The sequence below is a fragment of the Cellulosimicrobium sp. So1_17 genome, from assembly GCF_055181235.1.
In genome coordinates, this window is record NZ_CM143702.1 from 836,632 (window position 1) to 849,808 (window position 13,177).

Sequence of the window (13,177 nt, forward strand, 5' to 3'; positions counted from 1 at the left end):
CCCGTGCACGAGGGTGCGACGGGCGGCGTCAGTACCGCGAGAGGTCCGGGGTGTGGCGGCGTGGCTCGCGCCGACGCGGCCGGGACTCGTCGCTGAGCTCGAGCGTCGCGGCCCACGCGACGCGGCCCGCGCACCCCACCCGCACCGGGCCGCCGGAACGACCGTCCGGTGCGAGCCGGAAGACCTCGAGCGTCACGGATCCTCGCAGCGCGCGCGGGCGGTAGAGCTCGAGATGCGCGTAGCGGGCCGTGGGGACGGGGACGAGCTCGCGGGCCAGCTCCACCACGGTGACGCGCGACGACGGCTCCGGGCTCCCGCGGCCCGTCCCCGTCCAGCGCGCGACGGGTACCGCGCCGACCGCCGGCGCCCATCGTCGGTGCACCCCCACGAGCGCGACCACCGACCCGGCGGCGGCCAGCAGGAGCAGGCCGGCGACGACGGCGACCGCCCAGCGCACGGCGCCGGAGGCGAGGAGGGCCGAGGCTGCAGCGACGACACCCCCGGCACCCAGGCCCACGGCGAGCGCCCTCGGCATCCGCTGTTCGCGCCGGCGGATCGCCGCGAGGTCGGGGTCGTCGGGCGGAAGGTCCTCGACCGGCTCGTGAGCGGTCGGTCCGTCGGCCGGTCGCGCCATCGGGTCAGAGGGCGACGGGACCGCGTCCGACGGGAGCGTCGGCGCTGATCTCCGCGTACGCGGCGGCGAGCAGGGTCGGGTCGGGGCCCTCGAGCCGCGTGGGACGTGCGACGTCGTCGAGCACGACGAACCGCAGGAGGTCGCCGCGCGACTTCTTGTCGCGGCGCATCGCCGAGAGCAGCTGCTCCCACCGGTCGCCGCGGTACGTGAGGGGCAGGCCGAGCGTGCCGAGGATCGTCCGGTGACGCTCGACGACGTCGTCGTCCAGCTTGCCCGCGAGGCGCGCCAGCTCGGCGGCGAACACCATCCCGACGGACACCGCCGCGCCGTGGCGCCACTGGTACCGCTCGGTGAGCTCGACCGCGTGGCCCAGCGTGTGCCCGTAGTTGAGGATCTCGCGCAGGCCCGACTCCTTGAGGTCCTCCCCCACGACCCTCGCCTTGACCGCGACGGACCGCTCGACGAGCTCGGCGACGACCGCCCACGTCTCGGGCGTCGTCTCCCGCACGCCCCACTCCCGCAGCGCCTCGGCGTGCTCCTCGACGAGCTCGAGGATGCGCTCGTCGGCGATGAACCCCGTCTTGACGACCTCCGCGAGCCCCGCGACGAAGTCCCAGCGGCCGAGCGACTCGAGCGACGCGAGGTCGCACAGGACGCCCGCCGGCGGGTGGAACGACCCGACGAGGTTCTTGCCCTCGGCCGTGTTGATGCCCGTCTTGCCGCCCACCGCCGCGTCGACCATCGCGAGCAGCGTGGTCGGGACGTGGACCACGCGGATGCCGCGCAGCCACGTCGCGGCGACGAAGCCGCCGAGGTCCGTGGTCGCGCCGCCGCCGACCGTGACGATCGCGTCGGAGCGCGTGAAGTCGGCCTGGCCCAGAACGCCCCACAGGAACGCGGCCACCTGGGCGGTCTTCGCCTCCTCGGCGTCCGGCACCTCGGCGACGAACGCCTCGTAGCCCGACGCCTTGAGGTCCTCGTGGACGACGTCGGCGGTCGCGGCGAGCGCCGCGGGGTGCACGACGAGGACGCGGCGCACGCCGTCGCCGAGCAGCGAGGGCAGCTCGCCGAGCAGGTGGCGCCCGATGACGACGTCGTAGGGCTGGTCGCCGGACACCCGCACCCGGGCAGGTGCCGGGGCGGAAGCGTCGGCCGGGGTGGTGTCGGTCACGCGGGGTCCTCCGTGGTCGTGCGTCCTGCGGCGGGCGCGAGGTGGTCGGGGGCGCTCCCCTGCTGCGCCAGGTGCGCGCGGATCTCGTCCGCCACCTGCGCGGGCGTGCGCGCGTCGGTGAGGACGCGCACGGTCGCGAGACGCTCGTAGACGGGACGGCGGGCCTCCATGAGGGCGGCCCAGCGAGCGCGGGGGTTGCCGAGCAGCAGGGGCCGGGACTGGTTGAAGCCGACGCGCGGGGCGGCGTGCGCGAGGCTGACGTCGAGGAACACCACGACGCCGCCCTGGGCCGCGTAGGCCTCCAGCGCCGCCTGGGCGTGCTCGTCGAGGACGGCGCCGCCGCCGAGGGCGAGCACCCCGTCGTGGGTCGCGAGGGCCGTCGTGACGGCCTCGCGCTCGAGCTCGCGGAACCGCGGCTCGCCGTGCTCGACGAAGATGTCGGCGACGGGCATGCCGGCCACCGTCTCGACGTCGGTGTCGGTGTCGCGCTGCGCGAGACCGAGCCGGTCCGCGAGGTGGCGCGCGACGGTGGACTTGCCGCTGCCGGGCGGCCCGAGGAGGACGACGACCGGGCGGGTGCCGGGGGCGACGGGGGTCATCAGCGCTGCAGTTCCGGGATCGCCGAGAGGTAGGCCTCGGCGTTGCGCCGGACCTCCGCGACGGAGTCGCCCCCGAACTTCTCGAGCGCCTGCTCCGCGAGCACGAGCGCGACCATCGCCTCGGCGACGACGGCCGCCGGCGGGACGGCGCACACGTCGGAGCGCTGGTGTTGCGCGGTCGCGGTCTCCCCCGTGGCCACGTCGACGGTCGCGAGCGCGCGCGGCACCGTGGAGATCGGCTTCATCGCGGCGCGCACGCGCACGACCTCGCCGTTGCTCATCCCGCCCTCGACGCCGCCCGCGCGGTTGCTCAGGCGACGGATGCGGCCGTCGTCGCCGCGCTCGATCTCGTCGTGCGCGGCCGACCCGCGGCGGCGCGCGGTGCGGAACCCGTCGCCCACCTCGACGCCCTTGATGGCCTGGATGCCCATGAGCACCGCGGCGAGGCGTGCGTCGAGGCGGCGGTCGCTCTGCGCGTACGTCCCGAGCCCCGACGGCACGCCGTAGGCGAGCACCTCGACGACCCCGCCGAGCGTGTCGCCCGCCTTCTGGCAGTCGTCGATCTCCGCGACCATCGCGGCGGAGGTCGCCGCGTCGTAGCAGCGCACCGGGTCCGCGTCGAGCGCGGCGACGTCGTCCGGGCCGGGGACGGGCGCGTCGTCCGGCACCTCGACCGGGCCGATGGCCACGACGTGCGAGACCAGTCGGACGCCGAGCGCCTGCTCGAGGAACTTCGCCGCTGCCGTGCCGAGCGCGACGCGCGTCGCGGTCTCCCGCGCCGACGCGCGCTCGAGGACCGGGCGCGCGTCCTCGAAGCCGTACTTGCGCATGCCCACGAGGTCGGCATGGCCGGGGCGCGGGCGCGTCAGCGGCCGGTTGCGCGCGATCTCGCGCGTGTCGCCCGTGCCCGCGTCGACGAGGAGGGCCTCGGGCGGCACCGGGTCCGCCGACATGACGTCGACCCACTTCGGCCACTCGGAGTTGCCGATCTCCAGCGCGAGCGGGCCGCCCTGGGTGCGCCCGTGACGCAGGCCGGCGAGGATCCGCAGCTCGTCCTGCTCGAACTTCTGGCGCGACCCGCGACCATAGCCGAGGCGACGGCGCGCGAGCGCGGCCTGCACGTCGGCCGTCGAGAGCTCGACCCCCGCGGGGAGCCCGTCCAGGATCCCGACCAGCGCCTGACCGTGCGACTCACCCGATGTCAACCAACGCAGCATGATCGCCATCCTCCCACGCGCGCAGGACGCGTCCGGCGGGCGCCCGCAGTGCGGACCACCCGCGACGGAAGGGCCTGTGGACGACGGCGGCGCGGGTCCCCGCGGGCGCGCTACGGTGCCGCGCATGACGCAGCAGGGGGTAGCGCCGGTCCGGGCCCCGCGGGCCCGCTGCCGGGAGGTCGACGGGCACGAGCGCGCCGCGGGTGACGCAGCGCCGCGGACGGTGTCCGGGACGAGGGCGCCCTGGACGCGGCGTGCTCGGACGGAGCTCGCCGTCGCCGGTCGTGGCGCCCGTCTCGCGGCGCTGGGTGCCGGTGCCGTCGCGGCGTGGTGGTCGGGCCTCGCCTGGGGAACGCCGGCCGTCGCTCTCGTCGCTGCGGCGTGCACGCTGCTGGCCGTCGTCGACGCGCGGACCCACCGCCTGCCCGACGCGATCCTGCTCCCGACCTGGGCGGCGGGCGCGACGCTCCTCGGCGGTGCCGCGCTGGCGACGGGTGACGGTCCGGCGCTCGTGCGCGCGCTCTGCGGCGGGCTGCTCGGGTTCGGCGCGTACGCCACGCTGCGCCTCGTGCACCCGCCAGGTCTCGGCTTCGGCGACGTCAAGCTCGCCGGTCTTCTCGGGACCGCGCTCGCGTGGCTCGGCTGGTCGGAGCTCGCCGTCGGGCTCGTCGCGCCGTTCGTCCTCGGGGGCACGTGGGCGGTCGCGCTGCTCGCGCTGCGCCGGGCGTCCCGCACCACGGCGATCCCCTTCGGACCGTTCATGGTGCTCGGCGCCGCCCTGGCCGCGGGCGGCGGCGACGTCGTCGCCCGGGCGTACGGCCTGGGCTGATCATCGGGCTGAACACCGGGCTGAACACCGGGCCGCACCCGGAGGCCAGGCGAGCACGGCGAGGGCGCAGGACGGGCGAGCCGTACGCGTCCGGCGGCGGTGAGGGTCAGACGGTGGCGAGCGCCGACTCGAGAGCCGTGTCCATCGCCGCCAACGGGGCCAGGCGACCCGTCATGAGACGGACCTGCTCGGCGGCCTGGTGCAGGAGCATGCGCTCGCCCCCGACGACGGTCCCGCCCGCCGTGGACCATGCCGCGGAGAGCGCTGTCGGCCGGGGGTCGTAGACCACGTCGAGAAGGACTCCGCCGGGCGTCGTCCCCGAGGTCGCGAGCGCGTCCGCGACCGGGTCCGCGGCGTGGGAGGGCAACGTCGCGACGACGACGTCGGCACCGGCGAGGCGACCGAGCACCGCTGCGCCCGACGGGTCGAGGACCTCGAACCGCGGCTCGACCCCCATGCGGTGCGCGGCACGCTGGAGACCGCCGGTGCGGCCGAGCGAGCGGACGAGCACGGTCGGTGAGGTGCAGCCCAGCTCGGCGAGGGCCGCGAGGGTGGACGCGGCCGTCGCACCCGCGCCGAGCACGACGGCCGACGTCACGGAGCGCTCTCCGAGCCCCTCGCGGAGCGCCGCGACGAGGCCGTGCACGTCGGTGTTCGTCCCGACGAACGTCGGGCGCCGACCGCCCGTCGGCTGCACCACGAGCGTGTTCACCGCGCCGACCACGTTCGCCAGCGGGTCGACGTGGTCGAGCAGCGGGATCACGGCGTGCTTCAGCGGCATCGTCAGGCTGAGCCCGGCCCACGACGCGTCGAGCGACGCGACGAGCGCAGGAAGCTGCTCCTCGGTCGTGTCGATCGCCTCGTAGCGCCAGCCGTCGAGCCCGAGCGCGTCGTAGGCGGCGCGGTGCAGAACCGGCGACAGGGAGTGTGCGACCGGATGACCGAGGACCGCGGCACGGCGGCCCGTCACCCGCCGTTCGCTTCCTGCCACGCGCGGAGCTCCGCGACGTTGGTCTGGTGCTCGGCGTAGGTCGTCGCGAACCGCGTCTCACCCGTCTCGAGGTTGACGGCGGTCCAGAAGATCCACGTCCCGGGCTCCGGGTTCAGCACCGCCGCGACCGACTCCGATCCGGGACTGGCGATCGGTGAAGGCGGCAGCCCCTTGTGCTCGTAGGTGTTGAACGGGTTCGAGGCGTCGTCCAGGTCTGCCCGCGTGAGCTCGGTCCCGGGCTTGTCGAGCCCGTACGCGACTGCTGCGTCGATCTCCAATGGCATACCGGCCTCGAGCCGGTTGTCGATCGCCTGCGCCATCATGGGGCGGTCCGGTGCGTACTTCGCCTCGCGCTCGATGAGCGACGCCTTGATGAGCACCGTCTCGCGGTCGGCCGGGGGCACGCCCGCCTCGTCGAGCTTCATGACGGTCTGGCCGACCATGCGCGCGATGATCCCGGTAGCCGTCGTCTCGTCGGGCTCGAGGACGTACGTCGTGGGGAACAGCCAGCCCTCGTAGTTCCCGTTCGCCTCCGCGGGCAGGCCCGTCGCCGCGGTGTCCCCCATCGCGGTCTCGAACTCCTCGATCGGGATACCGGTCACCGACGACGCCCGATCCAGCACCTGCTGGACCGTCCACCCCTCCGGGATGGTGATCTTCGTCTCGACCCGGCTGTCGTTCGCCACGAGGCGCGCGACCGCGTCCTTGGCCGGCATGCCCTGCAGGAGCGTGTGCGTCCCGGGCTGGATCGTCCCCGCGTTGCCGTTCGCCTCGAACGCGTCGACGAACGCCGCGGCGCTCGCGACCACGCCCGCGTCGACGAGCGCCGCCCCCATGTCGCGTCCCGTCGAGCCCGGCTCGATGGTGACGTCCACGGGCTCGGTGCCCGGCCCCTCGAAGTCCTTCGCCTCGAGCGGGTTGTCGAACCCGAACAGGCTCGTGACGTTCTGCGAGATGACGTACCCGGCGCCGCCCACGACGAGCAGCGAGACGAGCACGACGATCGCGGCGCGACGACGCCGCCGCGCCTTGCGCTTCTTCGCCGCGCGGCGCGCGCGCTCCGCCGAGCGCGACGAGCGCGCCGGCTGCTGGTCCCCCTGGACGGTGGGCCGTTCGAACAGGTCGGTCACTGTCGGTGGTCTCCTGTCGGGTCTACAGGCTCTCCGGCGCGCGCTCCCGCGCCCCGCTCGGCGTCGAGAGCGGTCTGCAGGATGATAACGGCCGCCGCCTGGTCGACGACCGCGCGGTGCTTGCGGCCCGAGCGCCCTGCGGCGTGCAGCGCCTGGTGGGCGCTGACCGTCGTCATCCGCTCGTCGACGAGGTGGACCGGGACGGGTGCGACGGCACGAGCCACCGACTCAGCGTACGCCCGGGCGTCCTGCGCGGCGCTGCCCTCGGCGCCGGAGAGGTGCCGCGGCAGGCCGACGTACACGACGGCCGCGCCCCGCTCCTCGACCTCCGCCGCGATGCGGGCGACGCTCCGAGGGACGCCCTGACCTGCGGCGGCGTCCCGGGCAAGCGTCTCGACCGGCGTCGCGACGAGACCGTCGGGATCGCTCGCGGCGAGGCCGACACGCACGCTGCCGACGTCGACGCCCAGGCGTGCCCCCCGAGGGAGGGCACGCCCGGCGTCGGGCGAGGGACCGGCGGCCACCGTCACGCGGCCGCGGCCGCGCCGTCGCGCACGCCCTGCAGCGCGGCGGGCAGCGCCGAGACGTCGGTGCCGCCGCCCTGGGCCATGTCGTCCTTGCCGCCGCCGCCGCCGCCGAGCGTCTGGGCGGCGGTCTTCGCCAGCGCGCCGGCACGCAGCCCTGCCGCGCGGGCCGACGCGTTCGTCACGACGACCACCTGCGGGCGGCCCTTCGCGACGCCGCCGACGGCGACGACGCTCGGCTCGGACTCGCCGAGGCGACCCCGCACGTCGAGCGCGAGCGCTCGCAGGTCGTCCGCCGAGGCGACCTCCCCGGCGTCGTGCACGACGACGCGCACGTCGCCCGCACGCTCGGCACCGGCAGCGAGCGAGCCGGCGACCGCGAGCAGCTGCGCCTGCCGCAGCTGGGCGAGCTCCTTCTCCGCGTCGCGCAGGCGCGACACGAGCGAGCCCACGCGGTCGGGGAGCTCGTCGCTGCGCACGTTGAGCAGGCCGGTGAGCTGCCCGACGAGGGCGTGCTCCTTGGCCTGGAAGCCGTACGCGCCGTCGCCCACGAGAGCGTCGACGCGGCGCACGCCGGAGCCGATCGACGACTCGCCGAGCAGCGTGACGAGGCCGAGCTGGCCCGTGCGCTGCACGTGCGTGCCCGCGCACAGCTCGCGCGACCAGTCGCCGCCGATCGACACGACGCGCACCACGTCGCCGTACTTCTCGCCGAACAGGGCCATCGCGCCCATCGCGCGCGCCTCGGTGATCGGCATGAGCTGGTCCGTGACGTCGAGGTTCTCGGCGAGCTGGGTGTTCACCCGCTCCTCGATCTCCGACAGCGCGCCGCCCGGCACCGCCGACGAGCGGCGGAAGTCGAAGCGGATGCGGCTCGGCGCGTTCTCCGACCCGGCCTGCGTCGCGTCCTTGCCGAGCGACTCCTGCAGCGCCTTGTGGATCATGTGGGTCGCCGAGTGTGCGCGGCTGATCGCCTTGCGACGCGCGGTGTCGATCGTCGCGGTGCCCGGGTCGCCCAGCGCCGCGGTCCCCTCGACGAGACGACCGCGGTGCACCGACAGGCCCTTGAGCGGGCGCTGCACGTCGTCGACCTCGATGGTCGCGCCGCCGTCGAGCACGATCGTGCCGTGGTCGGCGAGCTGGCCGCCGGCCTCGGCGTAGAACGGCGTGCGGTCGAGGACGACCTCGACGTCCGCCGGGGCGGTCGCCGCGGGGGCGGAAACGCCGTCGACGAGCAGACCCGCGACCTTCACCGCCGCGGTCGACTCGGTGTAGCCGAGGAACTCGACGGGCGCGGAGAGCTCGGTCGCGAGCGACTCGTACGCAGCGGTGTCCACGCCGCCCGAGCGCTTGGCGAGCGCGTCGGCGCGGGCGCGCGTGCGCTGCTCGGCCATGAGGGAGCGGAACGCCTTCTCGTCGACCTGGACGCCCTGCTCGGCCGCCATCTCGAGCGTGAGGTCGATCGGGAACCCGTAGGTGTCGTGCAGCGCGAACGCCTGGTCCCCACCGAGCACGGGCGTGCCGCTCGCGCCGGCCGTCGCCTTCGCCCTCGACACGGCCGTGTCGAGGATCGTCGTCCCGGACGTCAGCGTGCGCCGGAACGCGTCCTCCTCCGCGTACGCGATCGAGGAGATGCGCTCGAAGTCGGTCGCGACCTCCGGGTAGGAGGCGGCCATGGCGTCGCGGCTCACGGGGAACAGCGCGGGCAGCGCCTGGTCCTCCACGCCGAGCAGGCGCATCGCGCGCACCGAGCGGCGCAGCAGGCGACGCAGGACGTAGCCGCGGCCCTCGTTCGAGGGACGCACGCCGTCGCTGATGATCATGAGGGCGGAACGCACGTGGTCGGCGACGACACGCATGCGCACGTCGTCGTCACGGTTGGCCCCGTAGCGCTTGCCCGAGAGCTCCTGCGCGGCCGAGATGACCGGGAAGACCTCGTCGATCTCGTAGAGGTTGTCCTTGCCCTGGAGCAGGTACGCGACGCGCTCGAGCCCCATGCCGGTGTCGATGTTCTTGCGCGCGAGCTCGGAGACGATGCGGAACTCCTCCTTGGAGCGCACGTCGTCGATCGCGTACTGCATGAACACGAGGTTCCAGATCTCGAGGTAGCGGTCCTCGTCGACGACGGGCCCGCCCTCCTTGCCGTACGCGGGCCCCCGGTCGACGTAGATCTCCGAGCAGGGGCCGGCCGGCCCGGGCTGGCCCGTCGTCCAGTAGTTGTCCGCCTTGCCGCGCGCCTGGATGCGCTCGTCGGGCAGCCCGGCGATGCGCTTCCACAGCTGACGCGCCTCGTCGTCGTCGTGGTAGACGGTGACCCAGATGGTCTCGGGGTCGAAGCCGTAGCCACCCTCGGCCTGCGGCCTCGTGATGAGGTCCCAGGCGTAGGTGATCGCACCTTCCTTGAAGTAGTCGCCGAACGAGAAGTTCCCGTTCATCTGGAAGAACGTGCCGTGGCGCGTCGTCTTGCCGACCTCGTCGATGTCGAGCGTCCGCACGCACTTCTGCACGCTGGTCGCGCGGTCCCACGGCGGCGTCTGCTCGCCGGTCATGTACGGGATGAACGGGACCATGCCGGCGATGGTGAAGAGCGTCGACGGGTCGGGCGAGACGAGGGACGCCGAGGGGACCACGGTGTGATCGCGGTCGGCGAAGTAGTCGAGCCAGCGCTTGCGGATCTCGGCGGTGCGCATGATGTCCTTCGGTCTTCGTGGGGTCTGCGGGCCCGTCAGGGCCTCAGGGTTCGGGCTGGCGTTCGGCGTCAGAAGGAGTAGCCGAGGAGGTCCTCGACGTCGTCGGTGTCGGCTCGGGCGTCCGGCCTCGTGTGCCGGCCGGCGGTGGCGCGACGCGCCCGGACCGCGTCGGGGTCCTCCTGCCCCTCGGCGAGCAGGGCCGCCATGAGCTCGCGCTCGCGCGCGTCGCGCGCCGTCGTGAACTCCGTGCGGAAGTCGCGGACGAGGTGCACGGCCCTCTCCCCGAGGCCGTTGACCCCGTCGGTCGCCTGGTCGACGAGCGACGCCGGCGCGTAGCGCGCGAGGACCTGCCGGCCCTTCACGACCACGACGACGGTGATCGCGACGCCGACGCCGACCCAGAAGACGCGGCGCATCAGCGCGCGCCCTTCTCACCGGACGGGGTGCCGCCGGACGAACGACCGAACGAGCGGGCGAACGCCTGCCGGACGCCGTAGGTGAACGCCGCGACCTTGACGAGCGGCGCACCGAAGGTCGCCGCGTACAGGCCGGTGAGCGCGGAGACGTTCTCGCTCACCTGGGCGGCCGACGTCGTGATGGTGTCGACCTTGACGAGCTGGCTGTTGGTGGTCGCCACCGTCGTCGCCGCCTCGTCGAGGATCGGCACGGAGTGGTCCGTGACCTCCTTGATGCTCGCGCGCGCCTCGTCGAGCACACGACCCAGCTTGAGGAGGGGCACCGCGAGCAGGCCCACGAGCAGCACGAAGGCGACGGCTGCGATGAGGCCGGCCACATCTCCCAGGGACATTCTTCCTCCTGTGCCTGATCACGACGGATCACGTTCGGCGGGTGCGCGCCCGACGGTCGCCGTGCGGGTCACCTGCTGGACACGTGCAGGTCACGCCGCACGCGCGGGCTCCGCGAAACACTACCCGCCCTGCGCCGTCGAAGGGCCGCAGGGCGGCCCGGGCGGCCGGTCGGCACCTGTCGGCCGGACCGGCCCGGACGCACGAACGCCTCGCTCGCCGACGAAGCGGTGAGCGAGGCGTCCGGAGCGGGACTCAGCGAGCGTAGTACTCGACGACGAGCTGGACCTCGCAGGTCACGGGGACCTCGGCACGCTTCGGGCGACGCACGAGGATCGCGCTGAGCTTCTCGAGCTGGACGTCGAGGTAGGCCGGGACGGCCGGCAGCACGTCGCGGTGCGCGCCCGCGGCCGCGACCTGGAACGGCGTGGTCGCCTGGCTCTTCGGCTTGACCTGGAGGGTCTGGCCCGGCTTCACGCGGAACGAGGGGCGGTCCACGATCTTGCCGTCCACGAGGATGTGGCGGTGCGTCACGTGCTGGCGCGCCTGGAGGATCGTGCGGGCGAAGCCGGCACGCAGGACGAGCGCGTCGAGACGGGTCTCGAGGTTCTCGACGAGCGCCTCACCGGTCAGGCCCTTGTCCTTGCGGGCGTCCTCGTACGCGCGGGCGAGCTGCTTCTCGCGGAGCATGTACTGCGCGCGCAGACGCTGCTTCTCGCGCAGACGGACCGCGTAGTCCGACTCGGTGCGGCGACGGGCGCGGCCGTGCTCGCCCGGGGGGTACGGACGCTTCTCGAAGTGCTTGACGGCCTTCGGGGTCAGGGCGATGCCCAGTGCGCGGCTCAGGCGGACCTGGCGGCGCGAGCGCTTGACAGACGTCACAGCGGTATCTCATTCCTGTCGTGTGGGTACTGACGTCACACCCGTCGTCCTCGACGAGACGTCGAGACCCGGGTGCGGGACCAGCCGATGGACCGCGACGTCCTCCGGAGCGGAGGACGTGGGGTCGGGGCCGAGGTCCCAGGTGGTCGCCGGAAGGCAACCTCAGAAGTCTACCGCACCCGGGAGCCGAGGATCTCCCGCACGCGCGCCAGCCGCTCGGCGACCTGACGCTCGTAGCCGCGGTCGCTCGGCGTGTAGTACCGGGCGCCGTCGAGCGAGTCCGGCAGGTACTGCTGCGGGGCGACGGCGTGCGGCGCGTCGTGCGCGTACCGGTACCCCGCGCCGTGGCCGAGCTGCTTCGCCCCCGGGTAGTGCGCGTCGCGCAGGTGCGGTGGCACGGAGCCCGCCCGGCCGGCGCGCACGTCGGCCAGGGCCGCGTCGATGCCGAGGTACGCCGCGTTCGACTTCGGTGCCGTCGCGAGGTGCACGACCGCCTCGGCGAGGACGATGCGTCCCTCCGGCATGCCGATGAGCTGCACGGCCTGTGCGGCGGCGACGGCCGTCTGCAGCGCCGAGGGGTCCGCCATGCCGACGTCCTCGGCGGCCGCGATGACGATGCGGCGTGCGATGAACCGCGGGTCCTCCCCCGCCGCGATCATGCGCGCGAGGTAGTGCAGCGACGCGTCGACGTCGGACCCGCGCATCGACTTGATGAACGCGGAGACCACGTCGTAGTGCTGGTCGCCGTCCCGGTCGTACCGCACGGCCGCGACGTCGACGGCACGCTCGACCGTGTCGAGGTCGACGACGGCGGCGTCGGGCCGCGCCGCGGGCGGGGCGTCCTCCGAGGGAGCGGCGCCCTCCGAGGCGTGCCCGCCCTCGTCGGCGGCGGCTTCCCCCGTCGGCCCGACGACCCCGGCGTCCGGTGCGTCGGAGAGCGCGGCGCCGGCCGCGGCCTCGAGCACCGTGAGCGCCTTGCGCGCGTCCCCGCCGGCGAGCCGGACGAGGTGGCCCTCCGCCTCGTCCGTGAGCGCGACGAGGCCGTCCAGCCCGCGCCCGTCGGCCACGGCGCGCCGCACGAGGGCCCGCACGTCGTCGTCGTCGAGCGGCTGGAGCGTGAGCAGGAGGGACCGGGAGAGCAGCGGGGAGTTCACGGAGAAGCTCGGGTTCTCCGTGGTCGCGGCGACGAGCGTGACCCAGCGGTTCTCCACGCTCGGCAGCAGCGCGTCCTGCTGGGACTTGGAGAAGCGGTGGACCTCGTCGATGAAGAGGACGGTCTCCTCGCCACCGGTCGCGAGGCGGCGGCGCGCGTCCTCGACGACGGCGCGCACGTCCTTGACGCCGGCGGTGACGGCGGACAGCTCGACGAACCGGCGCCCGGACGCCGTCGCGATGAGGTACGCGAGGGTCGTCTTGCCCGTACCGGGCGGGCCCCACAGGATCACGGAGCCAGGTGCCGCGCGCGACGCGCCCGGCGCGCCCACCTCGATGAGCCGGCGCAGCGGCGAGCCCGGCACGAGCAGGTGCGACTGACCGGCGACCTCGTCGAGCGTCGCCGGCCGCATGCGGACGGCGAGGGGCGCGCCGGGACCGGGGCGCGGCGTCCCCTGGGTGCCGGAGGTCGCAGCACCGAACAGGTCGCCGCCGAAGAGGTCGGCGGAGGGCGCGGTGGGCATGAGCACGAGCCTACGCACCGCCACCGAC

13 protein-coding genes are annotated in these 13,177 nt (G+C 74.4%); 1 reads left to right on the forward strand and 12 read right to left on the reverse strand.

What is annotated here, in order from left to right; all coding sequences use genetic code 11:
• Nucleotides 1-28: 28 nt before the first annotated feature.
• The 4 genes from ACZCLJ_RS03735 to aroC are packed head-to-tail and all read right to left on the reverse strand — an operon-like array spanning nucleotide 29 to nucleotide 3,621.
• The gene (locus ACZCLJ_RS03735; RefSeq protein WP_463105515.1) at nucleotides 29-634 is read right to left on the reverse strand and encodes a hypothetical protein; all 606 of its coding nucleotides are present in this window, start codon (nucleotides 632-634) and stop codon (nucleotides 29-31) included.
• A 4-nt stretch (nucleotides 635-638) separates the two neighbouring features.
• Entirely contained in the window at nucleotides 639-1,805 is a 1,167-nt protein-coding gene (gene aroB, locus ACZCLJ_RS03740) for a 3-dehydroquinate synthase (RefSeq protein ID WP_251150928.1), read from the reverse strand.
• Nucleotides 1,802-2,404, reverse strand: a complete 603-nt coding sequence (locus tag ACZCLJ_RS03745; RefSeq protein ID WP_251150927.1) for a shikimate kinase — start codon at nucleotides 2,402-2,404, stop codon at nucleotides 1,802-1,804. Before ACZCLJ_RS03745 ends, aroB begins: the two co-directional genes overlap by 4 nt.
• Entirely contained in the window at nucleotides 2,404-3,621 is a 1,218-nt protein-coding gene (aroC, locus tag ACZCLJ_RS03750; protein WP_463105516.1) for a chorismate synthase, read from the reverse strand. Before aroC ends, ACZCLJ_RS03745 begins: the two co-directional genes overlap by 1 nt.
• 124 nt (nucleotides 3,622-3,745) lie before the next feature.
• Between aroC and ACZCLJ_RS03755 the strand changes: the two genes are divergently transcribed.
• Nucleotides 3,746-4,450 carry a prepilin peptidase gene (locus tag ACZCLJ_RS03755; RefSeq protein WP_463105517.1) on the forward strand — a complete coding sequence of 235 codons (705 nt, stop codon included), beginning with the start codon at nucleotides 3,746-3,748 and terminating at the stop codon, nucleotides 4,448-4,450.
• A 106-nt stretch (nucleotides 4,451-4,556) separates the two neighbouring features.
• Here ACZCLJ_RS03755 and ACZCLJ_RS03760 read toward each other — a convergent pair whose 3' ends face one another.
• From ACZCLJ_RS03760 to ACZCLJ_RS03795, 8 genes are all read right to left on the reverse strand, one after another.
• The gene (locus ACZCLJ_RS03760) at nucleotides 4,557-5,441 is read right to left on the reverse strand and encodes a shikimate dehydrogenase (RefSeq protein WP_463105518.1); all 885 of its coding nucleotides are present in this window, start codon (nucleotides 5,439-5,441) and stop codon (nucleotides 4,557-4,559) included.
• Nucleotides 5,417-6,571, reverse strand: a complete 1,155-nt coding sequence (gene mltG, locus ACZCLJ_RS03765; protein WP_463105519.1) for an endolytic transglycosylase MltG — start codon at nucleotides 6,569-6,571, stop codon at nucleotides 5,417-5,419. Before mltG ends, ACZCLJ_RS03760 begins: the two co-directional genes overlap by 25 nt.
• Nucleotides 6,568-7,095 (reverse strand): Holliday junction resolvase RuvX, encoded by a 528-nt coding sequence (gene ruvX / locus ACZCLJ_RS03770; protein ID WP_463105520.1) that lies wholly within the window; start codon nucleotides 7,093-7,095, stop codon nucleotides 6,568-6,570. Before ruvX ends, mltG begins: the two co-directional genes overlap by 4 nt.
• A gap of 2 nt (nucleotides 7,096-7,097) precedes the next feature.
• Nucleotides 7,098-9,785: an alanine--tRNA ligase gene (gene alaS, locus ACZCLJ_RS03775; RefSeq protein ID WP_463105521.1), complete on the reverse strand. Its 2,688-nt coding sequence runs from the start codon at nucleotides 9,783-9,785 to the stop codon at nucleotides 7,098-7,100.
• A 68-nt stretch (nucleotides 9,786-9,853) separates the two neighbouring features.
• Nucleotides 9,854-10,201 (reverse strand): hypothetical protein, encoded by a 348-nt coding sequence (locus ACZCLJ_RS03780; RefSeq protein WP_463105522.1) that lies wholly within the window; start codon nucleotides 10,199-10,201, stop codon nucleotides 9,854-9,856.
• Nucleotides 10,201-10,593, reverse strand: a complete 393-nt coding sequence (locus ACZCLJ_RS03785; protein ID WP_251150919.1) for a DUF948 domain-containing protein — start codon at nucleotides 10,591-10,593, stop codon at nucleotides 10,201-10,203. The genes ACZCLJ_RS03780 and ACZCLJ_RS03785 overlap by 1 nt, the downstream gene beginning before the upstream one ends.
• A 253-nt stretch (nucleotides 10,594-10,846) precedes the next feature.
• Nucleotides 10,847-11,473 (reverse strand): 30S ribosomal protein S4, encoded by a 627-nt coding sequence (gene rpsD, locus ACZCLJ_RS03790; protein WP_251150918.1) that lies wholly within the window; start codon nucleotides 11,471-11,473, stop codon nucleotides 10,847-10,849.
• Between the two features lie 170 nt (nucleotides 11,474-11,643).
• Nucleotides 11,644-13,149, reverse strand: coding sequence for a replication-associated recombination protein A (locus tag ACZCLJ_RS03795; RefSeq protein ID WP_463105523.1), 1,506 nt, complete (start codon nucleotides 13,147-13,149; stop codon nucleotides 11,644-11,646).
• Nucleotides 13,150-13,177: the final 28 nt, after the last annotated feature.